Raw genomic sequence first — 25063 nt, forward strand, 5'->3', positions numbered from 1 at the left:
CGTGGGCGATTAGCTTTCTGCCATCAGCAATCTGCAATCAGCTTTCGGCTTTAACCCCTTTTGTTTATTAGACTTATTAATTATCGTTTTTGCCTTATTTTTCTTTTTATCAATATCTTCCTGTATTTTCAGGATGAGTTTTGAAATTTTCATTTTCAGTTCTTCGGCTTTCGGAGCCATTTCAAGGAAGGATTTTTCAGAAATTAATCCTAAATCTTTACAAAGTAATAATCCATATTCAACCTCAAATGCACTGCCTGAAGCAATTCTCAGCATTCTCTTGAAATCTTCATCGCTTCCTCTTCCGCAACCTTCGACAATGTTGAAATTTACAGAGGTCGATGCTATGCTCATTTGCGAAGTCAATCCAAAAACTTCTTCTTTAGGAAAATGCTCTGTAATCTTATAGATCTCCAACGCAAGTTGATGACCTAATTTCCAAATATCATATTTTTATAATCTCTCATAACTTTGTCTGTTGCCGTTAGCCGATAGCCGAAAGCTCATAGCTGACTGCCGAAAGCTTTCTTAATGATTAATTCTTCCTTCCGCCAACTGATACAGATCGGGGAGGTTTCTTCCCAATTCATCATAATCCAACCCGTATCCTAAGACAAATTTGTTTGGGATTTCCTTCGCCACATAATCGATGGTGAAATCTTTTTTGAAGACTTCTGGTTTTAACAGGAGCGACGCTACTTTCAACGATTTCGGACGCTGCGTGTTTTTGAAATACTCGAACAAGCTTTCGATCGTGTTTCCCGTATCCACGATGTCTTCCATTAATATAATGTGCCTTCCTTCGACGTCTTTAGTGAGTTCCATTTTTTTATACACGATTCCCGTGCTGGTCAAGCCGCCCATATAGGAGCTCATTTGGATAAATGCGATTTCGCACTTCCCGGGATAATATTTCAGGAAGTCGGCAAAAAACATGATCACACCGTTTAAAACACCGATGAATACTGGTGTTTCGTCTTTGTAGTCTTCGTAGACTTTTTCGGCAAGGTTTTTAATGATTTCCTGAATTTCGTCGTGTTTCAGGTAGGGTACGAATTCTTTGTCGTGGATTTTGACTGTGTCCATATTGTTTCCAAAAAGCAAATTTACGGATTTTTTTTTCTAAACCTTCAAGGATTTGGAATCCTTGAAGGTTTACGTTGTTTGTCTTGAAATGTGCAGGTTTATGAAAAAGAATTCTTTGTTTGCGAGAATTCTTACCAAACTAATAGATTATGCAGTCCAATGAATCCATTTGCAATGCTTAAAATCTCGCAAAGCAAGACAAGGAAAAATATTTTACATTCTTCATATTTTTAGGACAGACAAAGGCGCTTGTGCTTAGCCAAGATAAACAATGGCTTGATTGATAATCAGCTTTTATGGCTTTAGAACTTTGTTTGTCAGAAAAATAAGCGTTAGCGCCTTTTCCTCCATCTTTTTATTTTTAAATGGAATCGGCGAATCTGCGATTTGTGTAGTTTAAAAGCAGAATGATGTCAAAGAAAAATCTTTGTTTGTCCTTGCGAGAATTTCTACACTATTAGTAGATCATATGATTTTTGAAAATGATTGCAACGCTTAGATTCTCGCAAAGCCAGAAAGGTTTACTTTTCCCGACTCCGCGTGAGGGATTGAAGTGGAAACCCCGCAGTTGCGTCGGGAAAGCTGCGGAATGAGGAGTTGCAACGAAAAGCCCGACCCGAGCTGTAGGAAAGTAAGGAGCTGAGAAGATAAACGCAGGAGAGGGACACGCCCAAATTTTTATGCCCAAACTTTTGCGGAAAAGGTTTATTAAAAGTATTTTTGTGGAAATCTAAAAAAGTAAAAATTTATGTCAACTTATGTGGTTGTAGGTCTTCAGTACGGCGACGAAGGCAAAGGGAAAATTACGGACGTGCTTTCTGCAAAATCGGATTACGTGGTGCGTTTCCAGGGAGGCGACAACGCGGGTCACACCGTTTATGCGGGTGAGGAAAAGTTTGTTCTGCACCTGCTTCCGTCGGGAGTTTTGCAGTGTAAAGGGAAATGCGTGATCGCGAATGGAGTGGTGGTGAATCCGAAATCGTTCATCCGCGAAATCGAGCAGATCGAAAGCAAGGGACTGAAAACTGACCACGTTTTTATTTCGAGAAGAGCACACGTGATTATGCCGTACCACATTTTGCTGGATACTTACCGTGAGGAAGAAACGGGCGGAACACAGATCGGGACGACGAAAAAAGGAATCGGTCCTTGCTACGAAGACAAAATCGCGCGAGTTGGAATCCGAATGGTGGATTTGCTGAATCCCGATATTTTGGCAGAGAAAATCAGAAAGAATCTGAAAATCAAAAACGCGTTGTTCGAGAAATATTTTGAAAAACCTGGACTGGAATTTGACGAAATCTACCACGAGTTTCTGGAGCTTGGAAAAAAACTTCAGGACAGGATCGTTGATACCGAAGTAGAGCTGAACCAGGCAATACACGATGGTAAGAATATCCTTTTCGAGGGTGCTCAAGCGTTGATGCTCGACATTGATTTTGGAACTTATCCGTTTGTGACTTCTTCTTCGCCATCTACAGGCGGCGTTTGCGCAGGAGCTGGAGTTCCGCCAACTGCTTTGCAAAACCTGATCGGTGTGGCGAAAGCTTATACGACAAGGGTTGGAAACGGACCTTTCCCAACGGAACTCGATAACGAACTGGGCGAAAAAATAAGAAAGATCGGCTTTGAGTTTGGTGCCACCACAGGAAGACCGAGAAGAACGGGTTGGCTCGATCTGGTTTCGCTGAAGCATGCGACGATGATCAACGGAATCAATAATCTTGTGATTACGAAACTGGATGTGCTTTCGGGAATTTCGCCTTTGAAAATTGCTACGGCATACAAAACGGAGGACGGAAAAATCATTGATTACTTTACTTCTTCCACGACGAAACTTTACGATTACGAACCGATTTATCAGCAGCTCGACGGTTGGGAAGAGGATATTTCGCACGCAAGAAGCTACGACGAACTCCCTGAAAATGCGAAACGCTACATCGAATTTATCGAGGAGTATTTAGGAATCAATGTTTATTTGGTTTCGGTAGGTCCTGAAAGAAGTCAGAATATTATTCGGAAAGAATTGTTTTAATCTCAATTAAAATTTTAATTAAATATATTAATATAACCGTTCCTAATGGAGCGGTTTTCTATTTGTGAAGGTTTAAAATTTTCTTATTGCTATGAATTGAATACATTCTTTCTTGAATTACTAAAAAGTTGGCGTGTTCTTTGGTAATGTTTTATTGATAATTTAAAATTGATAATGATTTGATGTTTTTAATTTTAAATGAAATGTTAACCAAAACAAAATAATTTAGCGATGAAAAATTTACTCCAAAATGAAAAAAATAATTTCGATGAAATACTTTTTCAAGGCAGAAACAAAGATTACGGAGCGTATGTAATTCGGGCTGAATACAGCCAAACCATAACCAAGGCAATGTTTGCAGGAATCGCACTATTTGCAGCGGTTGCGGTTACGCCGTTGTTGATCAACGCCTTCAAAGCTCCGGTTGAAGTTCCTGCGGAAAGAGGGACTGAACATATTTTGAAACGAATTGAAATTCCGCAGGATCCGCCAGAAAAAGAGCCCGAAATCGTGAAGCCGGTCGTTCCTTTGAAACCAGCAGAAAATACAGTGAAAATTGAAATTCCTACACCAGTACGAAATGCAGTGAAAGAAACTCCCGCTCCAAAGCAGAGTGTGATTAAGGATTCGAAAATCGGTCACGAAAATATTGTGGGAACAACTCCCGCAACGACTTACACTCCGCCTGCAGAAGTAGGTCCGGTTGAAGTGATCGCACCTCCTGCAACGGTTCCTATCGAGAAACCAAAACCAGTTGACAACACCCCAAAAACCACCGTGGATGTTTCAGCGGATTTCATCGGGGGAATCAATGCCTTTAGAAATAAAGTGGTGAGCAATTTCGATACTTCTGCAATGGACGGTATTGGTGAATTAGTGAAAACCACCGTAATGTTCATCGTGGAAAGAGACGGAACCATTTCCGACATCAAAGCGAGCGGTCCAAACCCAACCTTCAATAGGGAAGCGGAAAGAACCATCCGCTCCGTAAAAGGGAAATGGACTCCTGCAAAACTTGACGGCGAGAATGTGAGAAGCTATTTCAAATTCCCGATTTCAATGCAGTTTGAGTAAAATTCAAAATGAAAAATTAACAATAAATAATGAATAATTTTCGTCATTGAGTTTTCAGAAAATTATTTAACTCTTTAAATCTCAGAGCCTGTGATAAATTTCGAAATAAACCTAAATTTGATTACCCCAACCCTAAAAGGAGCAAATTTAGGTTTATTTCATAGGAAATTTTCCACCCTTTAGGGATGGGGTAAAGAAAATTTACGACATAACGTCCTTATTAAAATCAAATTTATCACTGGCTCCCAGCTTATCCACAGAAAACCATTTTCTGTGGATAATTTTTTTTCGTGATAAAGCGTTAATTAACAATATTTTAACCAAAACTCATTACGCATCGGCCGTCCGAAAATCAGAAAAAAGTGTATTTTTGGAGATTAAAATTTGAAGAATGGCTAAAATTATAGGCGTCGCAAATCAGAAAGGCGGAGTTGGCAAAACGACCACTGCGGTTAATTTGGCGGCGGCACTCGGTGTTTTGGAGAAAAAAATTCTCCTGATCGATGCCGATCCGCAAGCAAACGCCACGTCGGGATTGGGAATTGAGCAGTCGGCTTTTTCTACCTACAACCTTTTGGAGCAAAGTGCGGAGGTGAAGGAATGCATCCAGAAAACGGCATCACCGAATCTTGACATCGTGCCGTCGCACATCGACCTGGTTGCCGCTGAAATCGAATTGGTGGACCGCGAAAACCGCGAGTACATGCTGCGTGAAGCGCTGAAATCGGTGAGAGACGATTACGACTACATCATCATCGACTGTGCGCCAAGTTTGGGTCTGATTACCATCAATGCTTTAACCGCCGCAGATTCTGTGATTATCCCGATTCAGTGCGAGTATTTCGCTTTGGAAGGTTTGGGTAAATTGCTGAACACCATTAAGAATGTTCAGAAAATCCACAACAAAAATCTCGATATTGAGGGACTTCTTTTGACGATGTACGATTCGCGTCTGCGTTTGTCGAACCAGGTGGTGGAAGAAGTGAATTCGCATTTCCCGGAAATGGTTTTCGAAACGATCATCAGCAGAAACGTGCGTTTAAGCGAAGCGCCGAGTTTTGGTGAAAGCATCCTGAACTACGATGCAGAAAGCAAAGGAGCGATCCAGTACCTTCAGTTAGCCGAAGAAGTTTTATTGAAAAACGAAAATTTAGTTAAAAATTAGAAGCCGAAAGCAAATTGCCGAAAGCTGAGAGCGATTTATGAAAGACAAGAAAAGAGCAATGGGACGCGGTTTAGGCGCTATTCTGAGTGCAGAATCGAAAGCGACCGTCAATTCCGCGACCGACGAAGGAGCAGATAAATTTGTAGGAAATATCGTGGAGGTTTCTCTGGAAGATATTTATCCCAACGCTTCGCAGCCGCGAACTTATTTCGACGAAAAGGCGCTGAACGATTTGGCGCAGTCCATCAAAAATCTCGGAGTGATCCAGCCGATAACTCTAAGAAAAGATGGTGATAAATTTGAGATTATTTCTGGTGAACGACGTTTCCGTGCGAGTAAAATTGCAGGTTTGGAAACAGTTCCAGCGTATATCCGTTTGGTGAATGACCAGGAACTTTTGGAGATGGCGCTCGTTGAGAATATCCAGCGAGAGGATTTAGACGCCATCGAAATTGCACTGACTTATCAGCGATTGCTTGAAGAAATCGGGATGACTCAGGAAAATCTCAGCCAACGAGTGGGAAAGGAGCGAAGCACGATTACCAACTCCATCCGATTGTTGAGATTGAATCCCGATGTGCAGAACGCGATCAGAAGCGGCGAGATTTCTGCGGGTCACGGTAGAGCCATCATTAGTTTGGAAGATGCCGAAAAGCAGGATGTCCTTTTCCAAAAAATCATTAAAAATAATTTAAGTGTTCGCCAAGCGGAGCAGGAATCACAGCTTTTGAAAAATCCGAAATCACCAATTGCCAAAACAAAAGCAGCAATTCCGAATCTTTACAGGAAAGCAGAAAAAAATCTTGCCGATATTTTAGATGTAAAGGTGGAAATCAAAACATCCGCAAACGGCAAGAAAGGCAAAATCGTCCTCGACTTCAAGAATGAGGAAGAGTTGGAACACATTCTTTCGCACTTTAAATAATGAAGAAATTCACGGTCATTTTCTTTCTGGTTTTAATGGTTAAGGTTTTCGCGCAGGTGAATCCGAACGACACCATCCGCGTGGAAAACCATCCGAAAGATTCGATTTCTGCGGTGACACCAAAATCGGAAATTCAGGTATTGACCGAAATTACGGAATCCAACGCGCCGCAAAAAACCGTAAAATACAACCCAACAAAAGCTGGACTTTACTCCGCGGTTTTGCCAGGACTCGGTCAGTATTACAACAAGAAATACTGGAAAATCCCGATTGTTTGGGGCGCAATCGGAACTGGAGTGGGAATTACTTTGTGGAATCAAAAGCAATACAACCGATACCGAAATGCCTTCATCGCTCAGCTGAACGGACAAACCCACGAGTTTTCCGACATCCCTGGAATTACGGCGGATGTTTTGGGCAGAACGCAGGATCGTGCAAAAAGACAGCGTGATTACGCGATTGCAATTACTGCATTGATCTATGTCCTGAATGTCGTAGATGCCGTCGTGGACGCTCATTTATACGAAGGAAGAAAAGATCCCGATCTGGCTTTGAAACCTGCAATCATCTTCGACGAGTTAGGAAACCAAACCACAAAAGCAGGACTTACCTTTAACTATAGTTTTTAACTTCCCTGCTTGCAGCAGACAAGAAACAATCTCAAATCAAATCAAACCATTTCAAATAACATCAAACAAAATAAAATGAAGGTCGCTTTAGTCGGATACGGAAAAATGGGAAAAATCATCGGCGAGATCGCTGAAAAGAGAGGTCACGAAATCGTAGCCAAACTCAATGAAACGCCGACCGCGGAAACACTGAACAATCCCGATGTGGTGATTGAGTTTTCGAATCCTGAAGTGGCTTTTAACAATATTAAAGTTTGCCTCGAAAATAAAATTCCAGTGATTTGTGGAACGACGGGTTGGCTTGAACAAAAACCAGAAATCGAAAAGATTGCACAAGAAAACAACACCTCGTTTCTCTACGGATCCAACTTCAGTTTGGGAGTGAATCTGTTTTTTGCATTGAATGAAAAGTTGGCGGATCTGATGAAAAACTTTTCTGAATATAACGTGCAGCTCGAAGAAATTCACCACACCCACAAAAAAGATGCACCGAGTGGAACAGCGATTTCTTTAGCGGAAGGAATCATTAAGAATGATCAAAGATTCAGCAGCTGGAAATTAGATGAAACGAAAGGAAGCGAACTCGGAATTTTCGCCATCCGTGAAGATGAGGTTCCGGGAACGCACAGCATTTTCTACAGAAGCGAAGTGGACGAGATTGAAATCAAGCACACCGCCTTCAACCGAAACGGATTCGCTTTGGGAGCAGTAGTCGCAGCAGAATGGATTCAGGGAAAAACAGGAAACTTCACGATGAAGGATGTGCTTTTTTCGTGATTAATGTACAGAAAGAATAAGAAATAAGGAATATAATAGCAGAAAGTTTATAAACCGATCATACAAATTTTTGAGCTGACAATTACTATTAAATTTCTCTACATAATTAATGGAAAGTGTAATTTTTAAGAAAAGTAAAATTAAGTATTATTCATTTTGTTTTCTTTTGCTATTAATTATCATTGTAACTTTATACTTCAGTTTTCGATTTTTATTGTATTCTGATGAATATGTTTATTGGATGCTTCCAACTGAGACAAGAGTAATTTCATTAGGGATAATTGGAATTTTAGCTTCTTTAGCTTTAATCTCAATTCTCACAAAAAGTATATTAAATAAGAATTTTCAAATCAAAATTGACAATAGTGGTCTATTTTTAGGATTGATTCAACATTCTAAAAAATTAATATATTGGAAAGATATTACAAAAATTGAAAGTATTAATATTGAAGGAATAAGACATATAATAATTTACGTCAAAAATGTAGAGTATTATGGTGAAAATGAAAAAGGAATCCAAAAATATTTCTTCAATTCTAAGATGAAAAAATATAAAACTCCATTTGTAATAAATGTAACTGCCTTATCTGAAAATTTCGATACTATTATAAATTCAATAATTACGAATTGGAAAAAGTATAAAGAATAAAAACTTCTTCCAACAGCGTATTTGTAACAAATAACACGAACAAGAAACTAATCTAAACACACCGCCGAAAGCAATTTGCTGAAAGCTGAAAGCAAAAAGAAAATATGGACTACTTTCTCACCTATACCGTTTACGTTCTGATTCTCTCCGTTTTGATGGGGATTTCTACGTGGAAACTTTTCAAGAAAATGGGTTACAGCCCTTTGTTGGCGTTTGTTCCGTTTTACAATTATTTCATCATCCAAAAAGAAACCAAGCATCCGAAATGGTGGGTTGTAATGGCGTATCTGCCGATTGTGGGTCCGATCATGATGACGGTTTTCCATTTGTTTTTGATGAAGCATTTCGGGAAATCGACCTTCACACAGCGTTTGCTTACGGTGATTCTTCCGTTTATTTATATGGCGGTAGTCAACTATTCCAAAGATGCGGAGGTGGAAAAAGAAGACGAACTTTATTTAACCGAGGAAGAAAAAAGTGCCAAGAAAAAAGATACTTTCTTGGGATCGGTGACTTTTGCGGTGGTTTTTGCGACCATCATTCACGTTTTCTTTACGCAGCCGTTCGGAATTCCGACAGGATCGATGGAGAGGACACTTTTAGTGGGAGATTTCCTGTTCGTTAATAAATGGAGTTACGGTTTCAGAATGCCGATGCGACCTTTAGCAATACCATTTTTGCAGGGAACGATTATGGATACTGGCGAAAAAGGAAATCCGAAAGACGATCCGAAATCCTATGTAGATGCCGTAAAACTTCCGTACTCAAGAATCTTGCAATTAAATAAACCACAGAAAAACGACATCGTGGTTTTCAATTATCCACAGGATTCCGTGCATACCGCGATCGATAGAAAGGATCCGTATGTAAAAAGATGTGTCGCCGTTGCTGGTGATGTGATCGAAATGCGTGCAGGTCGCCTATTCGTGAACGGAAAACCTGAGCAGATTTTGGGAGATCAGTTCGAGCAGCACAAATACATTGCTCACGCAGGAAGCCAGCTCGATGTTCCCGCATTGTACAAAAAATACGGATTTTTACCGCTCCAAGAAATTCAGACCAACGACGGATTTATTTACGATTTCCAGGGACTGACGGATCAAACGGCGAAAGAAATCAAGGCGCTTCCGCAGATTATCGATATGAAGGAGCATATCTGGGAGAAAGATTCCGCTGCAATCAGCTATAAGATGAATTCTATGCGCGACGGATATTCGAAAAATATCGATACCACCCAGTCGATTTTCCCGATCAATAAGAAGTGGAACCAAGATTGGTACGGACCGCTGAAGATTCCGAAAAAAGGTGATGTGGTGACTTTGAACCAGGAAACACTTCCCGAATATCAGTGGATTATTTCCGAATATGAACATAACAAACTCGAAAACAGAGACGGAAAAATTTATGTGAACGGTCAGGAAACAAACCAATATACCATCAAACAGGATTACTATATGATGATTGGCGACAACCGCGACGCGTCCCTCGATGCGAGATTTTTCGGTTTTGTTCCTGAAGAAAATATCGTCGGAAAGCCGATGTTTACGTGGATGAGCGTTGAAGGACTTTTCAAGGATGGCGGCTCTACTTATCAAGCACCGACAAAAGTTCGTTGGGACCGAATGTTCAAAGCGACCAACACTGGTGAAGCCAACAAAACTTCATATTGGTGGGTTGCGGTGCTGATTTTGGTGCTGTTTTTTGGTTGGGATTATTTTGCGAAATTCTTTAAGAAAAAGGAAAAAGAGGATTAATTTTTTCAGGAGCTTTTTCCCGCTTTCCGCTCATACTCCTCACTCCAACGCTTTTGCCAACGCTTGTTGCGGGGTATCCGCTGCAAAACGACGAAGGAGTTTCCGTGATTCAATTAAAAAAAACAAGAAAATAGAACCAATCGGGGCTAAAAATGTTCCGCTAAAAATAAAAGTTTGGAACGGGCTTTAGCCCGTTTACTTAAAGAATGAAAATCATTTGGCTTTAGCCAAAACTTGTTTGAGGGATGAAAGTTTTATTACCAATATTTTACCTTCCGCCGATTTCGTGGTGTTCCGTTTTTTTGGATGAGGAAAACGAAGTAACTCTGGAACAGTTTGAGAATTTCCCAAAACAAACCTATCGAAACCGCGCCAACATATACGGAGCAAATGGCAAACTGTCATTAAGTATTCCCATTTCTCATAACGGCAAAAGGATCTTTAAGGAAATCGAAACCTCCAACCGCGAAAATTGGCAGCAACTTCACTGGAAATCCATTAAGACTGCCTATCAAAGTTCGCCGTATTTCGAATTTTATGAAGACAAACTTCAGAATATCTTCAATTTCAAAACGGTTTCACTTGTAGAATTTAACCTTAATGCTTTAGAAATCATCCAAAAGATTCTGAAGACAGAGAAAACGTATTCGTTCAGTCAGGAGTATATGAAACCTCCTGAAGGACAGGATTACAGAGCATCGTTTATGGCAAAACAGGAATCGGATTTCGAAATGGAGGAATATTATCAGACTTTCAGCGAAAAGTATGGTTTCCTGAAAGACCTTTCCATTATCGATCTGATCTGTAACAAAGGTCCCGAAACTTTGACTTATCTAAAAAATATTAAAACAAATACTATTTGAATATGAAAAAAATACTGATCGCCGGAATCTTTATGGCCGGTTTCACCGCTTTCTCACAAACAGCGGAAACTGCTTTAGATCCGATGAAAGACAAGGATCTGATGACTTGGTACCACAAGGATTTCTCGGCAACCAATGTATATGGAGTGAATACCCAGAATGCCTACAAATATTTGGAAGCGAAAGGTTTGTCGCCTAAACCTGTCGTTGTAGCAGTTGTTGACAGCGGTGTGGAAGTAGATCATCCCGGTTTGATCAAAAACATGTGGAAGAACGTGAACGAAGTACCGAACAACGGAAAAGATGATGACGGAAACGGCTATATCGACGATGTTTATGGATGGAATTTCCTTGGTGGAAAAGGCGGCGATGTAGATGTGGACAATATGGAGGTAACCAGAGTGGTGAAAAAATACAAGCCAATTTTTGAGGGAACGAATTCTACTACAAACAAAGAAAACCAGCAGAAAATGCCGGAAGAGTTTGCGATGTATATGAAATCCAAAGAAATTTTCAATAAAAAAAGTATCGAGGCAAAACAAGGATTTGAAACGTACACCAAAATCCAGCAGATGATTCCTTCGATGGTTGCAATGTTGGGTGGAAGAAATTTGACACCAGAAGTGGTTGCATCCATCAAACCAACAACACAGGAGCAGGCAATGGCTGCATCGGTACTTGGTCAGATTGTGCAGGATCCGTCAATAAAAGGAAAATCTCCAGCTGAAGTTGAAAAATTCCTAAACGACCAAATGAAGGAAGCGCTTGATTATTATGGTCCTCAAGCAACCAAAGGGTACAATCTCGATTATGATCCGCGTGCAACGATCGTGGGAGATAATTACGAGAATTATTCCGAAAAAATCTACGGAAACAACCACTACGAAGGTCCTGATGCAAAGCATGGAACGCATGTTGCCGGAATTATTGCGGGACTTCCTCAAGGTAAAGAAACCCAGTACGGAGTTGGTTACAAAACCGCGAAGATTATGACTGTAAGAGCCGTTCCGGATGGCGACGAAAGAGATAAGGACGTAGCAAACTCGATCCGATATGCAGTTGATAACGGAGCGAAGATCATCAACATGAGCTTTGGTAAACCGGTTTCTCCAGGGAAATCTGTGGTTTGGGATGCGTTTAAATATGCGGAGCAAAAAGGAGTTCTCTTGGTAAAAGCGGCAGGAAACGAAAATGAAAATATTGCAGAAAGCCAGTATTTCCCTACGAATTTCAAAAATGTAAATGACGCAAAACCTTTCATCAACAATATGATCGTAGTGGGAGCTTCAACGAACGACAATGAGTTTCTGAGAGCGAGCTTCTCTAACTACAACCAGAAAATGGTGAATGTTTTCGCGCCTGGAGACAAAATTTATTCTACCGTTCCAGACGGTAAGTACGAATATTTGCAGGGAACTTCGATGGCGTCGCCTGTTGTTGCCGGTGCAGCTTCAGTACTTTTGGCGTATATGCCGAATCTAAAACCGGAGCAAATTATCGAATCTTTGGTGAGAACGGCAAACAAGTCGTCGGTAAATGCAATGATCAATTCCAACACCAACAACCGATTCGACTTGATTTCGGAATCAGGAGGAGTAATCGATCTTAGAAAAGCTGCAGAGTACGCATTCACTAATTTCTACAGTCCTGGAACTTCTTCCGTTACTCCGGTAAAGACAACTCCCGTTAAGAAAACGGTGAAAAAGCCAGTGAGATAGCCAGTAGAGAAAGCTGTGAAAAGAAGATAAATATTATTTCATACATTGATTAAAGTCCGTTTTTAGACGGACTTTTTCGTTGACTCATCTAAATTGGCACGGTTTTTTGTAATTGTTAAAGCAAATAATTTTACTACTATGAAAAATTTACTATTGGCAGGAATTGTGGGAGCTGCATTGACAGTTTCCTGTTCCACAGCAAAAACCGCACAGCAAAACAGAGCAGAATTCCTTAAACTAAAAGGGGAATGGGAACTGACGAGTGTAGATTACGACAAAAACTACAAAATCAAACCTTTTGATGAAGGTGCTGATATCCAGTGTTTTGTAGGAAGCCACTGGACTTTGATCCCGAATAACTGGACTGGTTCATACACACTTCCTGGAGGTGGCAACTGTCCGAGTGTTGTAATGCCTATCAAATTTGAGGTAGTGAACGGTAACGAATTCAAGTTCAAAAAAATTCTTGAGGGTTCAAAAGCTAAATCAGTAATTTCTGGTTATTCTTTAAATCTAATCAACCAAACTACTGATCAGTTCAGCTTGGAGCAAAACGTTCCTTCTGCAGGACAAAATGTGAGAGTGGTTTACAACTTCCAACGAACTGGAATGAAATAATTTAGTAATCGACGGTAAATCTCTACCTTTATAAAAGAGGGCGAATTCAAGTTTCAGAGATTTTACCATTAAATAGAAAATATTATGAAAATTTTAAACAAAACAAATATCGCTGCACTTTTCGTGTCTTCAGCTTTGTTGCTGACCAGTTGTGAGGCAGTGAAAAATTCAAACAACCAACAGAGAGGAACAGTAATCGGAACCGCAGCAGGTGCGGTGATCGGAGGTGTTCTTGGGAACAATATCGGTAAAGGTGGAAACGCTCCAGCTGGTGCAGTTCTCGGAGGAATCGTTGGTGGTGTTGCCGGAAACGTTATCGGGCGCCAAATGGACAAACAGGCAAAAGAAATCAAGGAAACCCTTCCTGGAGCTGAAGTGGAAAGAGTAGGTGAAGGTATTAAAGTTACCCTGAAAGAAAACATGGTAAACTTTGCTTTCGACAAATCTGACCTTCAGCCGCTTGCAAAAACCAACCTTGATAAACTGGCGGAAGTTTTGAAAAACAATCCGGATACCAACATCAATATCTACGGACATACCGACAGTAAAGGTACTGCGGCGTACAACCAGGGACTTTCTGAAAGAAGAGCGGCATCCGTGAAAAGCTATTTGGTATCTAAAGGTGTTGACGCTTCCCGAATGTTTACAATGGGAATGGGTCTGACCGAGCCAATCGCAACCAACGAAACCGAGGCAGGCCGCGCTCAGAACCGTAGAGTTGAATTTGCAATTACTGCAAACGAGAATATGATCAATGACGCTAAAACGAGTGGACAGAATTAATTGTTCGCCAATATTTCAATAATAAAAAGTCCGCTTCGGCGGATTTTTTTGTTTTAAAATCCTTAATTTTGTTGTTGAAATCGCACGAATGATAAAATATCTCAAATTACTTCGGGTAGAACAATGGGTGAAAAACCTGTTTGTTTTCGCGCCCCTGTTTTTCTCGGGAAATATACTGAATCAGGATTTACTGCTGAAGAGCATTTTCGCATTCTTTGTTTTTTCATTTGCAGCAAGTGCGATCTACATCATCAACGACTACTCCGATATCGAGTCGGACCGGAAACATCCTGAGAAATGCAAAAGGCCACTTGCAAGCGGGGCGATTTCTAAACCCACCGCAATCGTATTTTTGATCGGGCTGGTTCTGCTCAACATTGGACTTGTTTTCGTTGGGGAAAGTTACTTTCACCTTAGTTACTGGAAGTTTGCGACAATCATCGTTTTCTACTTCCTGATGAATATTGCTTATACTTTTAAGCTGAAACACGTGGCAATTATCGATGTATGCATCATCGCAATCGGTTTTGTACTAAGGGTTTTGGCGGGAGGTTACGCAACGGGAATTTATATTTCTCAATGGGCGATTTTGCTGACTTTTGTTTTGGCACTGGTTCTCGCGATTGGTAAGAGAAGAGGCGAGCTTATCAATGCACAGATTTCTGGAAGAACGAGAAAAGCACTCGACGGTTACAATGTGCAGTTTGCCGATATTGCGCTTTCGATCAGTTGTACTTTGGCGATCATCTGTTACCTGATGTTTACCCTTTCACCGGAAGTTCAGCAGCGATTTCATACGCGGGTTTTTTACACCGTATTTTTTGTGGTTTTCGCATTTCTAAGATATTTGCAGCAAACGTTGGTGTACAACAGAACGGAGTCGCCCACGAAAATCATTTACAAAGACCGCTATATCCAGGTGACTTTAGTGCTATGGATCGCGGCATTTTTACTTCAAATTTATTTTAAATAATGAAGCCGAATTTTATTCAGAAAGTTACGAATTGGGGGAATTTCCCGGTGGTGGAAAAGGAGATGAAGTCTGAAGATTCACTGCGGAAGATCAAGGAATTTGTAAGAAACAATAACGAGGTCATCGCAAGAGGAAACGGCAGATGTTACGGTGACGCCTCGCTTTCTGAGCATATTTTTTCTACGAAACGGCTCAATAAATTCATTAGTTTCGACCGACTGAACGGTATTTTGGAATGTGAATCGGGAATGCTTCTTTCGGAAATTCTGGAGGTGATCGTTCCGCAAGGATATTTTCTGTACGTCACTCCAGGAACCAAACTAATCACCATTGGAGGTGCGATTGCATCCGATGTTCACGGCAAAAACCATCACGCGGAAGGTTGCTTCTCAGATTATGTTTTGGAGTTTTCTCTATTGAATGAAAACGGGGAAGTTTTGAAATGTTCCCGAAATGAAAATTCTGAAAAATTCTGGGCAACCATCGGTGGAATGGGTTTAACGGGAATTATTATTTCCGCTAAGTTTAAACTTAAAAATATTGAGTCCGCATATATTCGCCAGGAAAGCATTAAAGCAGAAAACCTCGATGAAATTTTCAAACTCTTTGACGAAAGTGAGTCCTGGACGTACAACGTTGCCTGGATCGACTGCCTGCAAAAAGGGAAGAATATCGGAAGAAGTATTCTGATGCGCGGTGAGCACGCCTTCAAACACGAGCTTCCGAAGAAGTTGCAGGAAAATCCGCTTCGGCTGAAAAAGAAAGTCAGTCCGACGGTTCCGTTTTATTTTCCTGATTTTGTTTTGAATAATCTTACGGTGAAGCTGTTCAACCTGCTGTATTTCAATAAACAGACAACCAAGGAAATCAAGAATTTTGTGGATTATGAAACGTTTTTTTATCCGCTCGACGTCGTAAATGACTGGAACAAGATTTATGGCAAAGGCGGCTTCATTCAGTACCAAATGGTGATCCCCAAAGAACAAGGAAAAGAAGGGATGAAGAAAATCCTCCAAACCATTGCCAACAGTGGAAACGGCTCTTTCCTTGCCGTATTGAAGCTTTTCGGCAAAAACAATCCCGATGCGTACAACTCCTTTCCGATGGAGGGTTATACGCTGGCTTTGGATTTTAAGGTCAATTCAAAACTGAAAGATTTGGTAGCGAAACTCGACAAAGTGGTTGAAGATTATGGCGGCAGAATTTACCTGACCAAAGATTCGATGAGCAAATCGTCGCTGACCAATTATCTGCAGAATGTTCAGAACCCGAAATTCGTGTCGCTTCAGCATAAAAGAATCGTAAACAATAATTAATGAATTTGCTTCGCAGTGAATGGTCAATACGTGAATTTTAAATTCACTCAAAGAAATTCACTCAAAGAAATTCACTCAAAGAAATTCACTAAGACTATGATCGTTCTCGGCAGTAATTCAGAAATCGCCCAACAGTTTGTAGAGAAAACGCTTCAGGAAGGAGAGAAGTTTGCGACCGTATATCTCTTCACTTCCGATGTGGAAACGGCTGAGCGTTTTGCAAAGCATATCGATGTGAAATACCTTCAGCAAACCAAAATCTATGAACTGGATTTGTTGGGAGAAGTTGATTTCTCAAAATTTGACGATATAGATTCAAATCTGCTTTTTTGTGCAACGGGTTATCTCGGCGAAGGAACGGAAGAAGGTCTTTATGACAGAAAAAACACCGAAAAAATCATCGACATTAATTATTCGAAATTGGTTCCGGTTCTCAATTATTTCGCCGAAAAAATGGAAAGAAAAAGGACGGGTACGATGATCGTTCTTTCCTCTGTCGCAGGTGACCGAGGAAGACAGAGCAATTTCATCTACGGAAGTGCAAAAGCGGGAATGACCGCCTATCTCAGTGGATTGAGGAACTATCTTTTCAGCAAAAAAGTGCATGTGCTCACGGTGAAGCCGGGATTTATGGATACGAAAATGACGGAAGGACTTCCTTTAAATCCGAAACTTACAGCCAGTCCGAAACAGGCGGCAGAAGCGATCTATAAAGCATACAAAAACGGAAAAAACGTGGCGTATGTGCTGCCAATTTGGGGAATCATTATGATGATTATCAGAAATATTCCTGAATTTATTTTTAAGAAGTTGAAGCTTTAAATTAATTCGGAATTCTACAAAGATTAAAGTTTTCTTATTTTTTGAAATTCATGAAACATCATTAATTTTGAACTGTAAATCTTCGGTCCTCGGACTTCTGTCTTCCTGCTTTTAAACATGAAAAAACTGTATCTATTTGATTTCGACGGAACTTTAACGTACAAAGACACGATGTTTATGTACCTGAAATTCTACAATCCCGCGAGATTCAATTTCCAGTTTGCCAAACATATTCCGCTTTTCATTTTGTTGAAACTGAAACTCGCCAATGCAGAAAGGGTGAAGAAAAGTTTTGTTTCATCAATTCTAAAAGGGCAGAGCAAAGCAAAAATCGAAGCAAAATCTAAAGAGTTTTTCGAAAAATACTATCCTGAAATCTTCAGAGAAAATGCGCTTGAATTCATCAAAAATATCGACAGGCAAAACACGGAATCACTGATTGTTTCGGCATCACTCGATATTTGGGTTAAACCCTTTGCAGAACAGCTCAAGATGAAACTTCTTGCAACCAGAGCGGAATTCAAGAATGATGTTTTTACAGGAAATTTTATTGGGGAAAACTGCAACGGTGAGGAAAAAGTAAAACGTGTGAAAGAAGAAATTGCTGGAAAGAAATTCGATAAAATCATTGCGTTCGGCGATACTTCGGGCGACCGTCCGATGATGGAATTTGCAGATGAAAGCCATTACCAATTTTTTCATTAAATTTATTCCCGCAAAAATTTCAGCCGCAATCAACAAACTTTTCAAGTAACAATGGACAAAATATATCTGGACAATGCCGCCACGACGCCGCTTTCGGAAGAAGTAATCGATGCAATGGTCGGAGTGATGAAAGTGAATTTCGGGAATCCCTCATCTACGCACACTTTCGGACAGGAAGCCAAGGTCCTCATTGAAAATGTCCGACGAGAAGCTGCGGATTACCTCCACGTTTCGCCTGCCGAAATTATTTTCACCAGCTGCGGTACTGAATCCAACAACATGATCATCAAATCCTGTGTGAACCACCTCGGTGTGGAAAGGATTATTACCTCGCCGATCGAGCATAAATGTGTTGCAGAAACTGTTCTGGATATGAAGAAAAGGAGAGGAGTGGAAGTAGTATATCTTCGTCCGAACAAGAAAGGCGACATTGATTTGGCGAAACTCGAGGAAGTGTTGAAAACTTCCGACAAAAAAACCTTGGTTTCGCTGATGCACGCCAACAACGAGATCGGCAATTTACTTGACCTCAAAAAAGTAGCGGCAATCTGCAAAGAAAACAACGCATTATTCCATTCCGACACCGTTCAGTCGATGGCGCATTTAGAAATGGATTTCTCCGAAATTCCTCTTGATTTTGCTTCCTGCAGTGCCCACAAATTCCACGGGCCAAAGGGAAGCGGTTTCGCATTTGTCCGAAAATCTTCGGGATTAAAAGGAATCATCACGGGCGGACCTCAGGAAAGAAGTTTGAGGGCGGGAACTGAAAATGTTTGCGGTATCGTCGGCTTAGGAAAAGCGCTGGAACTTTCGCTGAAAAATATGGAGGAATACACTTCACATATTGAGGAAGTGAAACAATATGCGATTGACCGTCTTTCCGCAGAAATCGGCGGGGTAAAATTCAATGGCAGAAGTGCGGAACTTGATAAAAGTCTTTACACCGTTTTGAGCGTTCTTCTTCCTTTCAAAGATCCGATGATCGGTTTGAAACTCGACATGAAGGGAATCGCGATTTCGCAGGGAAGTGCCTGTTCTTCGGGAGCGACGCATCCTTCGATGGTGATGATGACGGTGCTTGATGAAGAAGAAATGGAACATACGACGCCGTTGCGCGTTTCTTTCAGCCACCTCACCACAAAAGCCGAAATTGACCGGCTTGTAGAAGCTTTGAAAGAAATAGCAGTGACTTTCAGTATAGAAAAAACAGATGTTGAGAATAGATAAATCTTTCAACCAATTGGTAGGAAAGTTGTAACTTTGAACTCTTAAAAGAACAATTAAAATTTAGAAGAAATGGCATTAGAAATTACAGACCAATCGTTCCAGGAAACGGTTTTGAATTCAGATAAACCTGTATTGGTTGACTTTTGGGCGGTTTGGTGCGGCCCGTGCAGAATGTTGGGTCCGATCATTGAAGAGGTAGCTGCAGATTTTGAAGGGAAGGCAATCGTAGGAAAGGTAGATGTGGACAATAACCAGCAGGTTTCTGTGGACTACGGAATCAGAAATATCCCAACAGTTTTGATTTTCAAAAACGGTGAAGTCGTTGACAAAATCGTGGGTGTTGCTCCTAAGGAGGTAATCGCAGAGAAGCTATCCGCACATCTGTAAAAATAACTTACTTGAAAATGAATGCTTTCCTTTTTTGGGAAGCATTTTTTTTGCAAATAGTTTGTGAGATTAGATAAATGTTGTATTTTTGCACTCACCAAAAAGAGAGACGTTCTTTTTTATTTCAGATCCGGTAGTTCAGTTGGTTAGAATGCCGCCCTGTCACGGCGGAGGTCGCGGGTTCGAGTCCCGTCCGGATCGCAATTACGAAAATTCAGACAACAACTACTGATCCGGTAGTTCAGTTGGTTAGAATGCCGCCCTGTCACGGCGGAGGTCGCGGGTTCGAGTCCCGTCCGGATCGCAAAATCTTTCAGTTTACTGAAAGATTTTTTTATTTTAGGAAATCAAATAAAGTAATTGTCTATGTTCTATGTATATATTCTTTATTCTGCAGATTTAGATATCTATTATAAGGGTTTTTCTGAAAATGTAGATCAGCGGCTTATTTATCATCTTAAACAGCGTGAAAAAAATACACTTCAAAAGCTACTGACTGGAAGTTAGTTTACTCCAGAAGTCTAAACAATGCCAAAGATGATTTTGAAAAAAAGGGTGTTTTCACGGTGTTCTGGTTCATTTTAAAGTTGCAACTTTGTTACAAGCAAAAGAGATTTTTGTGATTGACCCATAAGCATTACTAAAACCCTAATCATGAGAGCTTGAAATTCCGGAACAATGTTTCGGAATTTTTTTTATTGTCTTTTGGAAAGAAAAGGTTTCCTTGGATGAAGGAACGCGGCATTATCACAATGCAGAACGCGCCAAACGGCGCGTTCCAACAGTTATTATTTTACAACCTTCATTTCGTTAATCAGCCATTTTGCGTCGGCGTATTTGTCGATAATGAAGAGGATGTATTTCGTATCGACCATGATGTTTCGCGAGAATCGCGGATCGAAATTGATGTCGCTCATCGTTCCTTCCCATTGTCGGTCGAAGTTCAGTCCGATCAAGTTTCCGTGTGCATCGAGAGCCGGACTTCCCGAATTTCCACCGGTGGTGTGGTTGGTGGCGGTGAAGTTTACGGGAACATCGCCTGTTTTGTCTTTATAGATTCCATAGTTCTTCGTGTCGTAAAGTTCTATCAACTTTTTCGGAACATCGAATTCGTAATCACCGGGAACGTATTTTTCCATCACACCCGCCAAATGCGTTTGGTAACCGTAGTAAACCGCATCTCTCGGATTGGAACCTGCAACTTTTCCGTAAGTAACCCTCAAAGTAGAGTTTGCATCGGGGAAGAATTTTCGGTCTTTGTCGGTTTCCATTTGTTGCGCCATATATTTCTTTTGGGCCGTATCGATATGTCCCTGGAAAGTTCTGTACTGTTCATCGGTAGTGTCGAGATAAGCTTGTCTTAATGAAAGAAACAAGTTCATCAATGGATCGTTTTTCAGGTTTTGAGCGAGTGCTTTTGGATCCTGGAACACTTTGTTGATGTCTGAAACTGTGGTTGCCCCGTTAAAGATTCCTCTTCCAGTGATGACTGAGTTTTTCGAAAGCTCCTCAATTTTTGTAAGATTTTGGCTTTCATTTTTGTATTGGTCAAAATCTTTTGGTAAAAATTTCGCCGGTGTTTTATTCGCATAAAGCGCCAAAACTTTTGCCGTTACTTTTGCATCGAGTTCGCCGTCGAAATCAGCGTAGATATTGGTCAGCCGTTTTTTGAAATTTTCGATTGTGGTGGCATCCACTTTTCCTGCATCGAGAGCTTCTACGAAACTTGCGTAGTTATTGGCAAGAGTCAGCGTTTCTGCATTTCTGACCACTTCAGTATAATAAGCTCGGTTCAGTGCAAAAGGTGCTTGCAAAGTGTAAAGCCGTTTCAGTTCTGTGATTGTTGGAGTGATGTCTTTGTTCAGCGACATCAGTTTTTTCTCGTATTCCTCCTTTTTTCCGACCGCATCTGATTTTTTCAATCCTTCGACTTCACCAATCCATTTTTTCCAGTAGTTGGCGATTGAGGCGTACTTAGAAGCATATTTGATTTTGGTTCCTTGATCTGCGCGCATTTTTTCGTCCAAAGTTTTCAGGGCGACTTCGCGAACAGAAATCATCGCCGGATCAATTTCGTTCATTACTTTTTCAACAGCGATGGAAGGAAGGTATTCCGTGGTTCTTCCCGGGAAACCAAACACAAAGGTGAAGTCGTTTTCCTGTTTGTCTTTAATGGAAACTGGCAGAAAATATTTTGGTTTGTACGGAACGTTATCTTTTGAATATTCCGCAGGTTTATTGTTCTTGTCGGCGTAGATTCTGAACATCGCAAAATCACCGGTATGTCGCGGCCAAACCCAGTTGTCGGTATCGGAACCGAATTTTCCGATCGAACTTGGTGGAGCTCCAACTAAGCGAACGTCCTTATAAGTTTCGATGATGTAGGCGTAATATTTATTTCCGTAATACATTGGTCGGATCACGACTTTCTGCCAAGGTTCAAGTTTGAACCCCGCTTTTACGGTTTCCATATTTTTGTTGATGAGATCATCTGCTGCTTTTCCTTCGAGGTTTTGAGTTCCCGCCAAAACTTGGTTGGTCACTTCTTTGATGTCTGCGATAAAATCAACGGTTACTCCTGGATTTGGCAACTCGCCGTTCATATCTTTTGCCCAGAATCCGTCGGTCAGATAATCGTTCTGAACGGAGGAATGTTTCTGGATTTGTCCATAACCACAATGGTGATTGGTCAGAAGCAAACCTTGTGGCGAAATAATTTCTGCGGTACAGCCACCGTTGAATTGAACTACCGCATCTTTAATACTCGGTTTTGAGGGATCGAAAATCTGTTTTGCAGAAATCTTCATTCCCATTTCCTTCATTTCTTTTTCGTTCACCTCGGTGGGAATCCACATTCCGCCGTATTGCTGTGCAAACGCCATCACTGCAGGAACAATCACCGCAGAAAGTAAAAAACTTCTTTTGATCATGAATACATTTTTTAGATTGAATCGTTAAAAATAAGGATTTTGAGGGAAATGGGAAAATAGAGGAGTTCCCCTCCGTTGGTGGGATGGCGAAAATTTGAAGAATTTTTGACGGGGTGGTCTGTAAATTAAAAGGTCTAAATCAACCTCGCCGCATTCCTCACCAATTCCCGCGCTTCAAAATCCGAGTCGGCAATCGCGCTCCATAGTTAATCTTGGTTCATTATTTCCAAATTTTCATCATTATACTTTTCAGCTTCGTCGTAATAATCCATCTATTGCTCTTCGTAGAACTGCTCCAATTTTTCCTTTTTTTGAGCGATTTCTTTCAGCTTCTCATTGAATTTTTCCACCTCCATAATGTCCTGTTCCAGCGATTTCATCAGGATATTCATTTCCCTAAGTTCCTGTATTTTATTCATTTTTAATTTTTAATTTTTTATTATTCATTATTTATCATTCATCACTCATCACTCATCACCCATAATCAATGTCTGTCCGCCGTCGTTTCCACCACATCAATATTGATCAGATGAAGTTCGATATGTCGGTCGTGTGCTTTTGACCTGAATTCCGAAATAATTTCCTGTACATCGAAATCGATAAAGTGCAGGTCGGTTCCGTCGATTGTGAGAATCGAGTAGGGTGGAACATTCTCCAAGCTGATTTTAATTTTTACTTTATTTAAAAAGGTGACGTTTCCGTGTAGTTTCAATTGATAATAATCCAACCCATTCTTGTGTTCGTGGGTTATTTCGTAATCTTCCTTGAAATGGTTTTTGATGATGTAATAAATGGAAAATAAAAGTCCAACTGTGACACCAAAAAGCAGGTCAGTCGCCAATACCACACCAATAGTCACCGCAAACGGAACAAATTGGTTTAGTCCCAACTTGAAAATATTTCTGATGATTTTCGGCTTGGTTAATGAATAACCGGTCATAATCAGAATCACTGAAAGCGACGCGTAAGGAATCATATTGATTACAAACGGAATCAGTATTACTGAAAGGAGCAGTAAAACGCCGTGTGTAAAAGAAGCAACCTTAGTTTTTGCACCTGCATCGTTGTTAGCGGCACCTCTCACAACAACGGCTGTCAAAGGAATTGCACCCAATAATCCGCAAAGCATATTTCCGGTTCCTTGTGCGACGAGTTCGCGGTTTACAGGAGTGATGCGGTTGTGCTTGTCGAGCTTGTCCATTGCTTCGATGCAGAGCAAGGTTTCGAGTGTTGCCAACATTCCAATAACCAAACCGTCTTTCCAAACCTGTTGTGTGGAAAAAAGTTTAGAGAAATCGGGAAACTGGATGTGCGCGAAAATATTGTCGGGAATATTTACCAATTGTTTGGTGCTCAAAGCCAGTTCGGAGTTAGAAATTGTGAGCAGATAATTCATCGCAATTCCTAGAAGAACGATAACTAAAGGTGTAGGAATAATCCGGAACTTCTTATTTTTTTCCTGCTTTAGGAAAATATAAACGCCAAGCGAAATTGCGGAAATGAGCACCGCGCCTTTCGTGAGATGACTGTTCAAGTCCTGAAAATTTTGCACAATATGTGTAGAGGAAAAGAGTTCCAAAAAACCGCTTGACCAGAAATTGGGACCGTTGTAGCCCAGTGCGACCGGAATCTGTTTTGAAATCAAAATAATCCCGATCGCTGCAAGCATTCCTTTAATCACCGAACTAGGGAAATAACTCGCAAAAACCCCGAGTTTCAGAACTCCCAATATCAACTGGAATAATCCGGCAATTATTACTGTGAGCAAGAAAACTCTGTAATCGCCCAAACTGAGAATGGAAGCAGCAACCAAAGTGGTCAAACCCGCCGCTGGTCCCGAAACTGAAAGTTGCGAACCGCTGATGACTGTTACGACCAAACCGCCAATAATCCCGGAAATCAGTCCCGCATAAAGTGGAGCTCCCGAAGCGAGCGCGATTCCCAAACAAAGCGGAAGTGCGACCAAAAATACCGTAAGTCCTGCCGCGAAGTCGTGCCGCACAAACATCAATTTGTAATATTTGAACGAACGCGGGATTTCTTTTTGCATGTGTAGTTGTTTACGACAAATTTACGGATAATGAATCAGCTTGTCAAGGTGCAGAATCCTGATAGTGATTAGTGTTTTTGGCGGTTATTTCTTTTTGTTCGCTTCCAGTTTCGCAACTTCTGCGCAGGAAATTTCAGCGTATTTTTTCCAGGAGTTTTTGTGTTCGAAAGGGATTTCAATCCAACCGTTCATCACATAACCTTCCTTTGGGGAAAAGGGTTTTACACCGGAAAGTTTTTCTGCTTCCGCTAAAGTTTCCCCGCTGATTTTTACAATCAATATACCGTTTTTGAAGAACGCGACCGCTTTTCCGTTGGGCATTTTGATGGCATTCGCGCCGAACATCTTTCCGGGAGTTGCGAGAGGAATGGTGTTGAGGAGTTCTTCGAAAAGGTGTTGTGCTTCGGTCATTTCTGGATTTTTTTCAAAGTTAATGATTTGGTGGTTTTTGAAGATTTTATTTTTCAAATCCTTGAAGGATTCGTCGATACTGAAAGGTTGAACTCTCGCGAAGTTTCTCAAAATTCAGTTATTATTAAAGAAAAGTGTTTGAGATAGAGATTCGTTAAGCGATTGA

Annotated in this window: 25 protein-coding genes and 2 tRNA genes; 21 read left to right on the forward strand and 6 right to left on the reverse strand. The window is 40.8% G+C overall.

Features of this window, described 5'->3' with window-relative positions:
* Positions 1 to 9: 9 nt before the first annotated feature.
* Entirely contained in the window at positions 10 to 417 is a 408-nt protein-coding gene (locus MTP09_RS04575; protein WP_243550823.1) for a four helix bundle protein, read from the reverse strand.
* 111 nt (positions 418 to 528) lie between these two features.
* On the reverse strand, positions 529 to 1086 hold the full coding sequence (gene hpt / locus MTP09_RS04580; protein ID WP_243550824.1) for a hypoxanthine phosphoribosyltransferase: 558 nt from the start codon (positions 1084 to 1086) through the stop codon (positions 529 to 531).
* Between the two features lie 748 nt (positions 1087 to 1834).
* Here hpt and MTP09_RS04585 point away from each other — a divergent pair.
* From MTP09_RS04585 to MTP09_RS14535, 21 genes are all read left to right on the forward strand, one after another.
* Entirely contained in the window at positions 1835 to 3121 is a 1287-nt protein-coding gene (locus MTP09_RS04585) for an adenylosuccinate synthase (protein ID WP_243550825.1), read from the forward strand.
* Between the two features lie 231 nt (positions 3122 to 3352).
* Complete coding sequence (locus MTP09_RS04590) at positions 3353 to 4195, forward strand: energy transducer TonB (protein WP_243550826.1); 843 nt, start codon at positions 3353 to 3355, stop codon at positions 4193 to 4195.
* A gap of 391 nt (positions 4196 to 4586) precedes the next feature.
* On the forward strand, positions 4587 to 5360 hold the full coding sequence (locus tag MTP09_RS04595; protein WP_243550828.1) for a ParA family protein: 774 nt from the start codon (positions 4587 to 4589) through the stop codon (positions 5358 to 5360).
* A 37-nt stretch (positions 5361 to 5397) separates the two neighbouring features.
* The gene (locus MTP09_RS04600; protein WP_243550829.1) at positions 5398 to 6285 is read left to right on the forward strand and encodes a ParB/RepB/Spo0J family partition protein; all 888 of its coding nucleotides are present in this window, start codon (positions 5398 to 5400) and stop codon (positions 6283 to 6285) included.
* Positions 6285 to 6914 carry a DUF5683 domain-containing protein gene (locus MTP09_RS04605; RefSeq protein ID WP_243550830.1) on the forward strand — a complete coding sequence of 210 codons (630 nt, stop codon included), beginning with the start codon at positions 6285 to 6287 and terminating at the stop codon, positions 6912 to 6914. The genes MTP09_RS04600 and MTP09_RS04605 overlap by 1 nt, the downstream gene beginning before the upstream one ends.
* A 75-nt stretch (positions 6915 to 6989) precedes the next feature.
* Positions 6990 to 7691: a 4-hydroxy-tetrahydrodipicolinate reductase gene (dapB, locus tag MTP09_RS04610; protein WP_243550831.1), complete on the forward strand. Its 702-nt coding sequence runs from the start codon at positions 6990 to 6992 to the stop codon at positions 7689 to 7691.
* 109 nt (positions 7692 to 7800) lie between these two features.
* Positions 7801 to 8340 carry an STM3941 family protein gene (locus MTP09_RS04615; RefSeq protein ID WP_317618775.1) on the forward strand — a complete coding sequence of 180 codons (540 nt, stop codon included), beginning with the start codon at positions 7801 to 7803 and terminating at the stop codon, positions 8338 to 8340.
* A gap of 104 nt (positions 8341 to 8444) precedes the next feature.
* Complete coding sequence (gene lepB / locus MTP09_RS04620) at positions 8445 to 10094, forward strand: signal peptidase I (protein WP_243550833.1); 1650 nt, start codon at positions 8445 to 8447, stop codon at positions 10092 to 10094.
* 245 nt (positions 10095 to 10339) lie between these two features.
* Entirely contained in the window at positions 10340 to 10957 is a 618-nt protein-coding gene (locus MTP09_RS04625; RefSeq protein WP_243550834.1) for a WbqC family protein, read from the forward strand.
* A 2-nt stretch (positions 10958 to 10959) separates the two neighbouring features.
* A complete protein-coding gene (locus tag MTP09_RS04630; RefSeq protein ID WP_243550835.1) occupies positions 10960 to 12675 on the forward strand; it encodes a S8 family serine peptidase in 1716 nt (571 codons plus the stop codon).
* A gap of 138 nt (positions 12676 to 12813) precedes the next feature.
* The gene (locus tag MTP09_RS04635; RefSeq protein WP_243550836.1) at positions 12814 to 13293 is read left to right on the forward strand and encodes a lipocalin family protein; all 480 of its coding nucleotides are present in this window, start codon (positions 12814 to 12816) and stop codon (positions 13291 to 13293) included.
* Positions 13294 to 13377: 84 nt separating this feature from the next.
* Positions 13378 to 14076, forward strand: a complete 699-nt coding sequence (locus tag MTP09_RS04640) for an OmpA family protein (protein WP_243550837.1) — start codon at positions 13378 to 13380, stop codon at positions 14074 to 14076.
* Between the two features lie 88 nt (positions 14077 to 14164).
* Positions 14165 to 15049 carry a decaprenyl-phosphate phosphoribosyltransferase gene (locus MTP09_RS04645; RefSeq protein WP_243550838.1) on the forward strand — a complete coding sequence of 295 codons (885 nt, stop codon included), beginning with the start codon at positions 14165 to 14167 and terminating at the stop codon, positions 15047 to 15049.
* On the forward strand, positions 15049 to 16365 hold the full coding sequence (locus tag MTP09_RS04650) for an FAD-binding oxidoreductase (protein ID WP_243550839.1): 1317 nt from the start codon (positions 15049 to 15051) through the stop codon (positions 16363 to 16365). The genes MTP09_RS04645 and MTP09_RS04650 overlap by 1 nt, the downstream gene beginning before the upstream one ends.
* A 96-nt stretch (positions 16366 to 16461) precedes the next feature.
* Positions 16462 to 17187: an SDR family NAD(P)-dependent oxidoreductase gene (locus tag MTP09_RS04655; protein ID WP_243550840.1), complete on the forward strand. Its 726-nt coding sequence runs from the start codon at positions 16462 to 16464 to the stop codon at positions 17185 to 17187.
* 117 nt (positions 17188 to 17304) lie between these two features.
* Positions 17305 to 17892 (forward strand): HAD family hydrolase, encoded by a 588-nt coding sequence (locus MTP09_RS04660; protein ID WP_243550841.1) that lies wholly within the window; start codon positions 17305 to 17307, stop codon positions 17890 to 17892.
* 51 nt (positions 17893 to 17943) lie between these two features.
* Positions 17944 to 19119: a cysteine desulfurase family protein gene (locus MTP09_RS04665; protein ID WP_243550843.1), complete on the forward strand. Its 1176-nt coding sequence runs from the start codon at positions 17944 to 17946 to the stop codon at positions 19117 to 19119.
* Positions 19120 to 19188: 69 nt separating this feature from the next.
* Positions 19189 to 19506, forward strand: a complete 318-nt coding sequence (gene trxA / locus MTP09_RS04670; protein WP_243550845.1) for a thioredoxin — start codon at positions 19189 to 19191, stop codon at positions 19504 to 19506.
* Positions 19507 to 19633: 127 nt separating this feature from the next.
* Positions 19634 to 19707: transfer RNA gene (locus tag MTP09_RS04675), tRNA-Asp, on the forward strand.
* A 29-nt stretch (positions 19708 to 19736) separates the two neighbouring features.
* A tRNA-Asp gene (locus MTP09_RS04680) sits at positions 19737 to 19810 on the forward strand.
* A 62-nt stretch (positions 19811 to 19872) separates the two neighbouring features.
* Entirely contained in the window at positions 19873 to 20013 is a 141-nt protein-coding gene (locus MTP09_RS14535) for a GIY-YIG nuclease family protein (protein WP_396022245.1), read from the forward strand.
* Positions 20014 to 20294: 281 nt separating this feature from the next.
* On the opposite strand, the gene MTP09_RS04685 is transcribed toward MTP09_RS14535, so the two are convergent.
* From MTP09_RS04685 to MTP09_RS04700, 4 genes are all read right to left on the reverse strand, one after another.
* Positions 20295 to 22436 (reverse strand): S46 family peptidase, encoded by a 2142-nt coding sequence (locus tag MTP09_RS04685; RefSeq protein WP_243550846.1) that lies wholly within the window; start codon positions 22434 to 22436, stop codon positions 20295 to 20297.
* 272 nt (positions 22437 to 22708) lie between these two features.
* Positions 22709 to 22855, reverse strand: coding sequence for a hypothetical protein (locus MTP09_RS04690; protein ID WP_243550847.1), 147 nt, complete (start codon positions 22853 to 22855; stop codon positions 22709 to 22711).
* 65 nt (positions 22856 to 22920) lie between these two features.
* Complete coding sequence (locus tag MTP09_RS04695; protein WP_243550848.1) at positions 22921 to 24486, reverse strand: SulP family inorganic anion transporter; 1566 nt, start codon at positions 24484 to 24486, stop codon at positions 22921 to 22923.
* Positions 24487 to 24570: 84 nt separating this feature from the next.
* Positions 24571 to 25008 (reverse strand): hypothetical protein, encoded by a 438-nt coding sequence (locus MTP09_RS04700; RefSeq protein WP_243550851.1) that lies wholly within the window; start codon positions 25006 to 25008, stop codon positions 24571 to 24573.
* Positions 25009 to 25063: the final 55 nt, after the last annotated feature.

It is taken from the genome of Chryseobacterium suipulveris (genome assembly GCF_022811685.1).
GTDB lineage: Bacteria > Bacteroidota > Bacteroidia > Flavobacteriales > Weeksellaceae > Kaistella > Kaistella suipulveris.

What these genes read in the sequence shown, in the direction of transcription:
- hpt (WP_243550824.1), bottom strand. Translation starts at nt 1,086, where the DNA reads ATGGACACAGTCAAAATCCACGACAAAGAATTCGTACCCTACCTGAAA.
- MTP09_RS04585 (WP_243550825.1), top strand. Translation starts at nt 1,835, where the DNA reads ATGTCAACTTATGTGGTTGTAGGTCTTCAGTACGGCGACGAAGGCAAA.
- MTP09_RS04590 (WP_243550826.1), top strand. Translation starts at nt 3,353, where the DNA reads ATGAAAAATTTACTCCAAAATGAAAAAAATAATTTCGATGAAATACTT.
- MTP09_RS04595 (WP_243550828.1), top strand. Translation starts at nt 4,587, where the DNA reads ATGGCTAAAATTATAGGCGTCGCAAATCAGAAAGGCGGAGTTGGCAAA.
- MTP09_RS04600 (WP_243550829.1), top strand. Translation starts at nt 5,398, where the DNA reads ATGAAAGACAAGAAAAGAGCAATGGGACGCGGTTTAGGCGCTATTCTG.
- MTP09_RS04605 (WP_243550830.1), top strand. Translation starts at nt 6,285, where the DNA reads ATGAAGAAATTCACGGTCATTTTCTTTCTGGTTTTAATGGTTAAGGTT.
- dapB (WP_243550831.1), top strand. Translation starts at nt 6,990, where the DNA reads ATGAAGGTCGCTTTAGTCGGATACGGAAAAATGGGAAAAATCATCGGC.
- MTP09_RS04615 (WP_317618775.1), top strand. Translation starts at nt 7,801, where the DNA reads ATGGAAAGTGTAATTTTTAAGAAAAGTAAAATTAAGTATTATTCATTT.
- lepB (WP_243550833.1), top strand. Translation starts at nt 8,445, where the DNA reads ATGGACTACTTTCTCACCTATACCGTTTACGTTCTGATTCTCTCCGTT.
- MTP09_RS04625 (WP_243550834.1), top strand. Translation starts at nt 10,340, where the DNA reads ATGAAAGTTTTATTACCAATATTTTACCTTCCGCCGATTTCGTGGTGT.
- MTP09_RS04630 (WP_243550835.1), top strand. Translation starts at nt 10,960, where the DNA reads ATGAAAAAAATACTGATCGCCGGAATCTTTATGGCCGGTTTCACCGCT.
- MTP09_RS04635 (WP_243550836.1), top strand. Translation starts at nt 12,814, where the DNA reads ATGAAAAATTTACTATTGGCAGGAATTGTGGGAGCTGCATTGACAGTT.
- MTP09_RS04640 (WP_243550837.1), top strand. Translation starts at nt 13,378, where the DNA reads ATGAAAATTTTAAACAAAACAAATATCGCTGCACTTTTCGTGTCTTCA.
- MTP09_RS04645 (WP_243550838.1), top strand. Translation starts at nt 14,165, where the DNA reads ATGATAAAATATCTCAAATTACTTCGGGTAGAACAATGGGTGAAAAAC.
- MTP09_RS04650 (WP_243550839.1), top strand. Translation starts at nt 15,049, where the DNA reads ATGAAGCCGAATTTTATTCAGAAAGTTACGAATTGGGGGAATTTCCCG.
- MTP09_RS04655 (WP_243550840.1), top strand. Translation starts at nt 16,462, where the DNA reads ATGATCGTTCTCGGCAGTAATTCAGAAATCGCCCAACAGTTTGTAGAG.
- MTP09_RS04660 (WP_243550841.1), top strand. Translation starts at nt 17,305, where the DNA reads ATGAAAAAACTGTATCTATTTGATTTCGACGGAACTTTAACGTACAAA.
- MTP09_RS04665 (WP_243550843.1), top strand. Translation starts at nt 17,944, where the DNA reads ATGGACAAAATATATCTGGACAATGCCGCCACGACGCCGCTTTCGGAA.
- trxA (WP_243550845.1), top strand. Translation starts at nt 19,189, where the DNA reads ATGGCATTAGAAATTACAGACCAATCGTTCCAGGAAACGGTTTTGAAT.
- MTP09_RS14535 (WP_396022245.1), top strand. Translation starts at nt 19,873, where the DNA reads ATGTTCTATGTATATATTCTTTATTCTGCAGATTTAGATATCTATTAT.
- MTP09_RS04685 (WP_243550846.1), bottom strand. Translation starts at nt 22,436, where the DNA reads ATGATCAAAAGAAGTTTTTTACTTTCTGCGGTGATTGTTCCTGCAGTG.
- MTP09_RS04690 (WP_243550847.1), bottom strand. Translation starts at nt 22,855, where the DNA reads ATGAATAAAATACAGGAACTTAGGGAAATGAATATCCTGATGAAATCG.
- MTP09_RS04695 (WP_243550848.1), bottom strand. Translation starts at nt 24,486, where the DNA reads ATGCAAAAAGAAATCCCGCGTTCGTTCAAATATTACAAATTGATGTTT.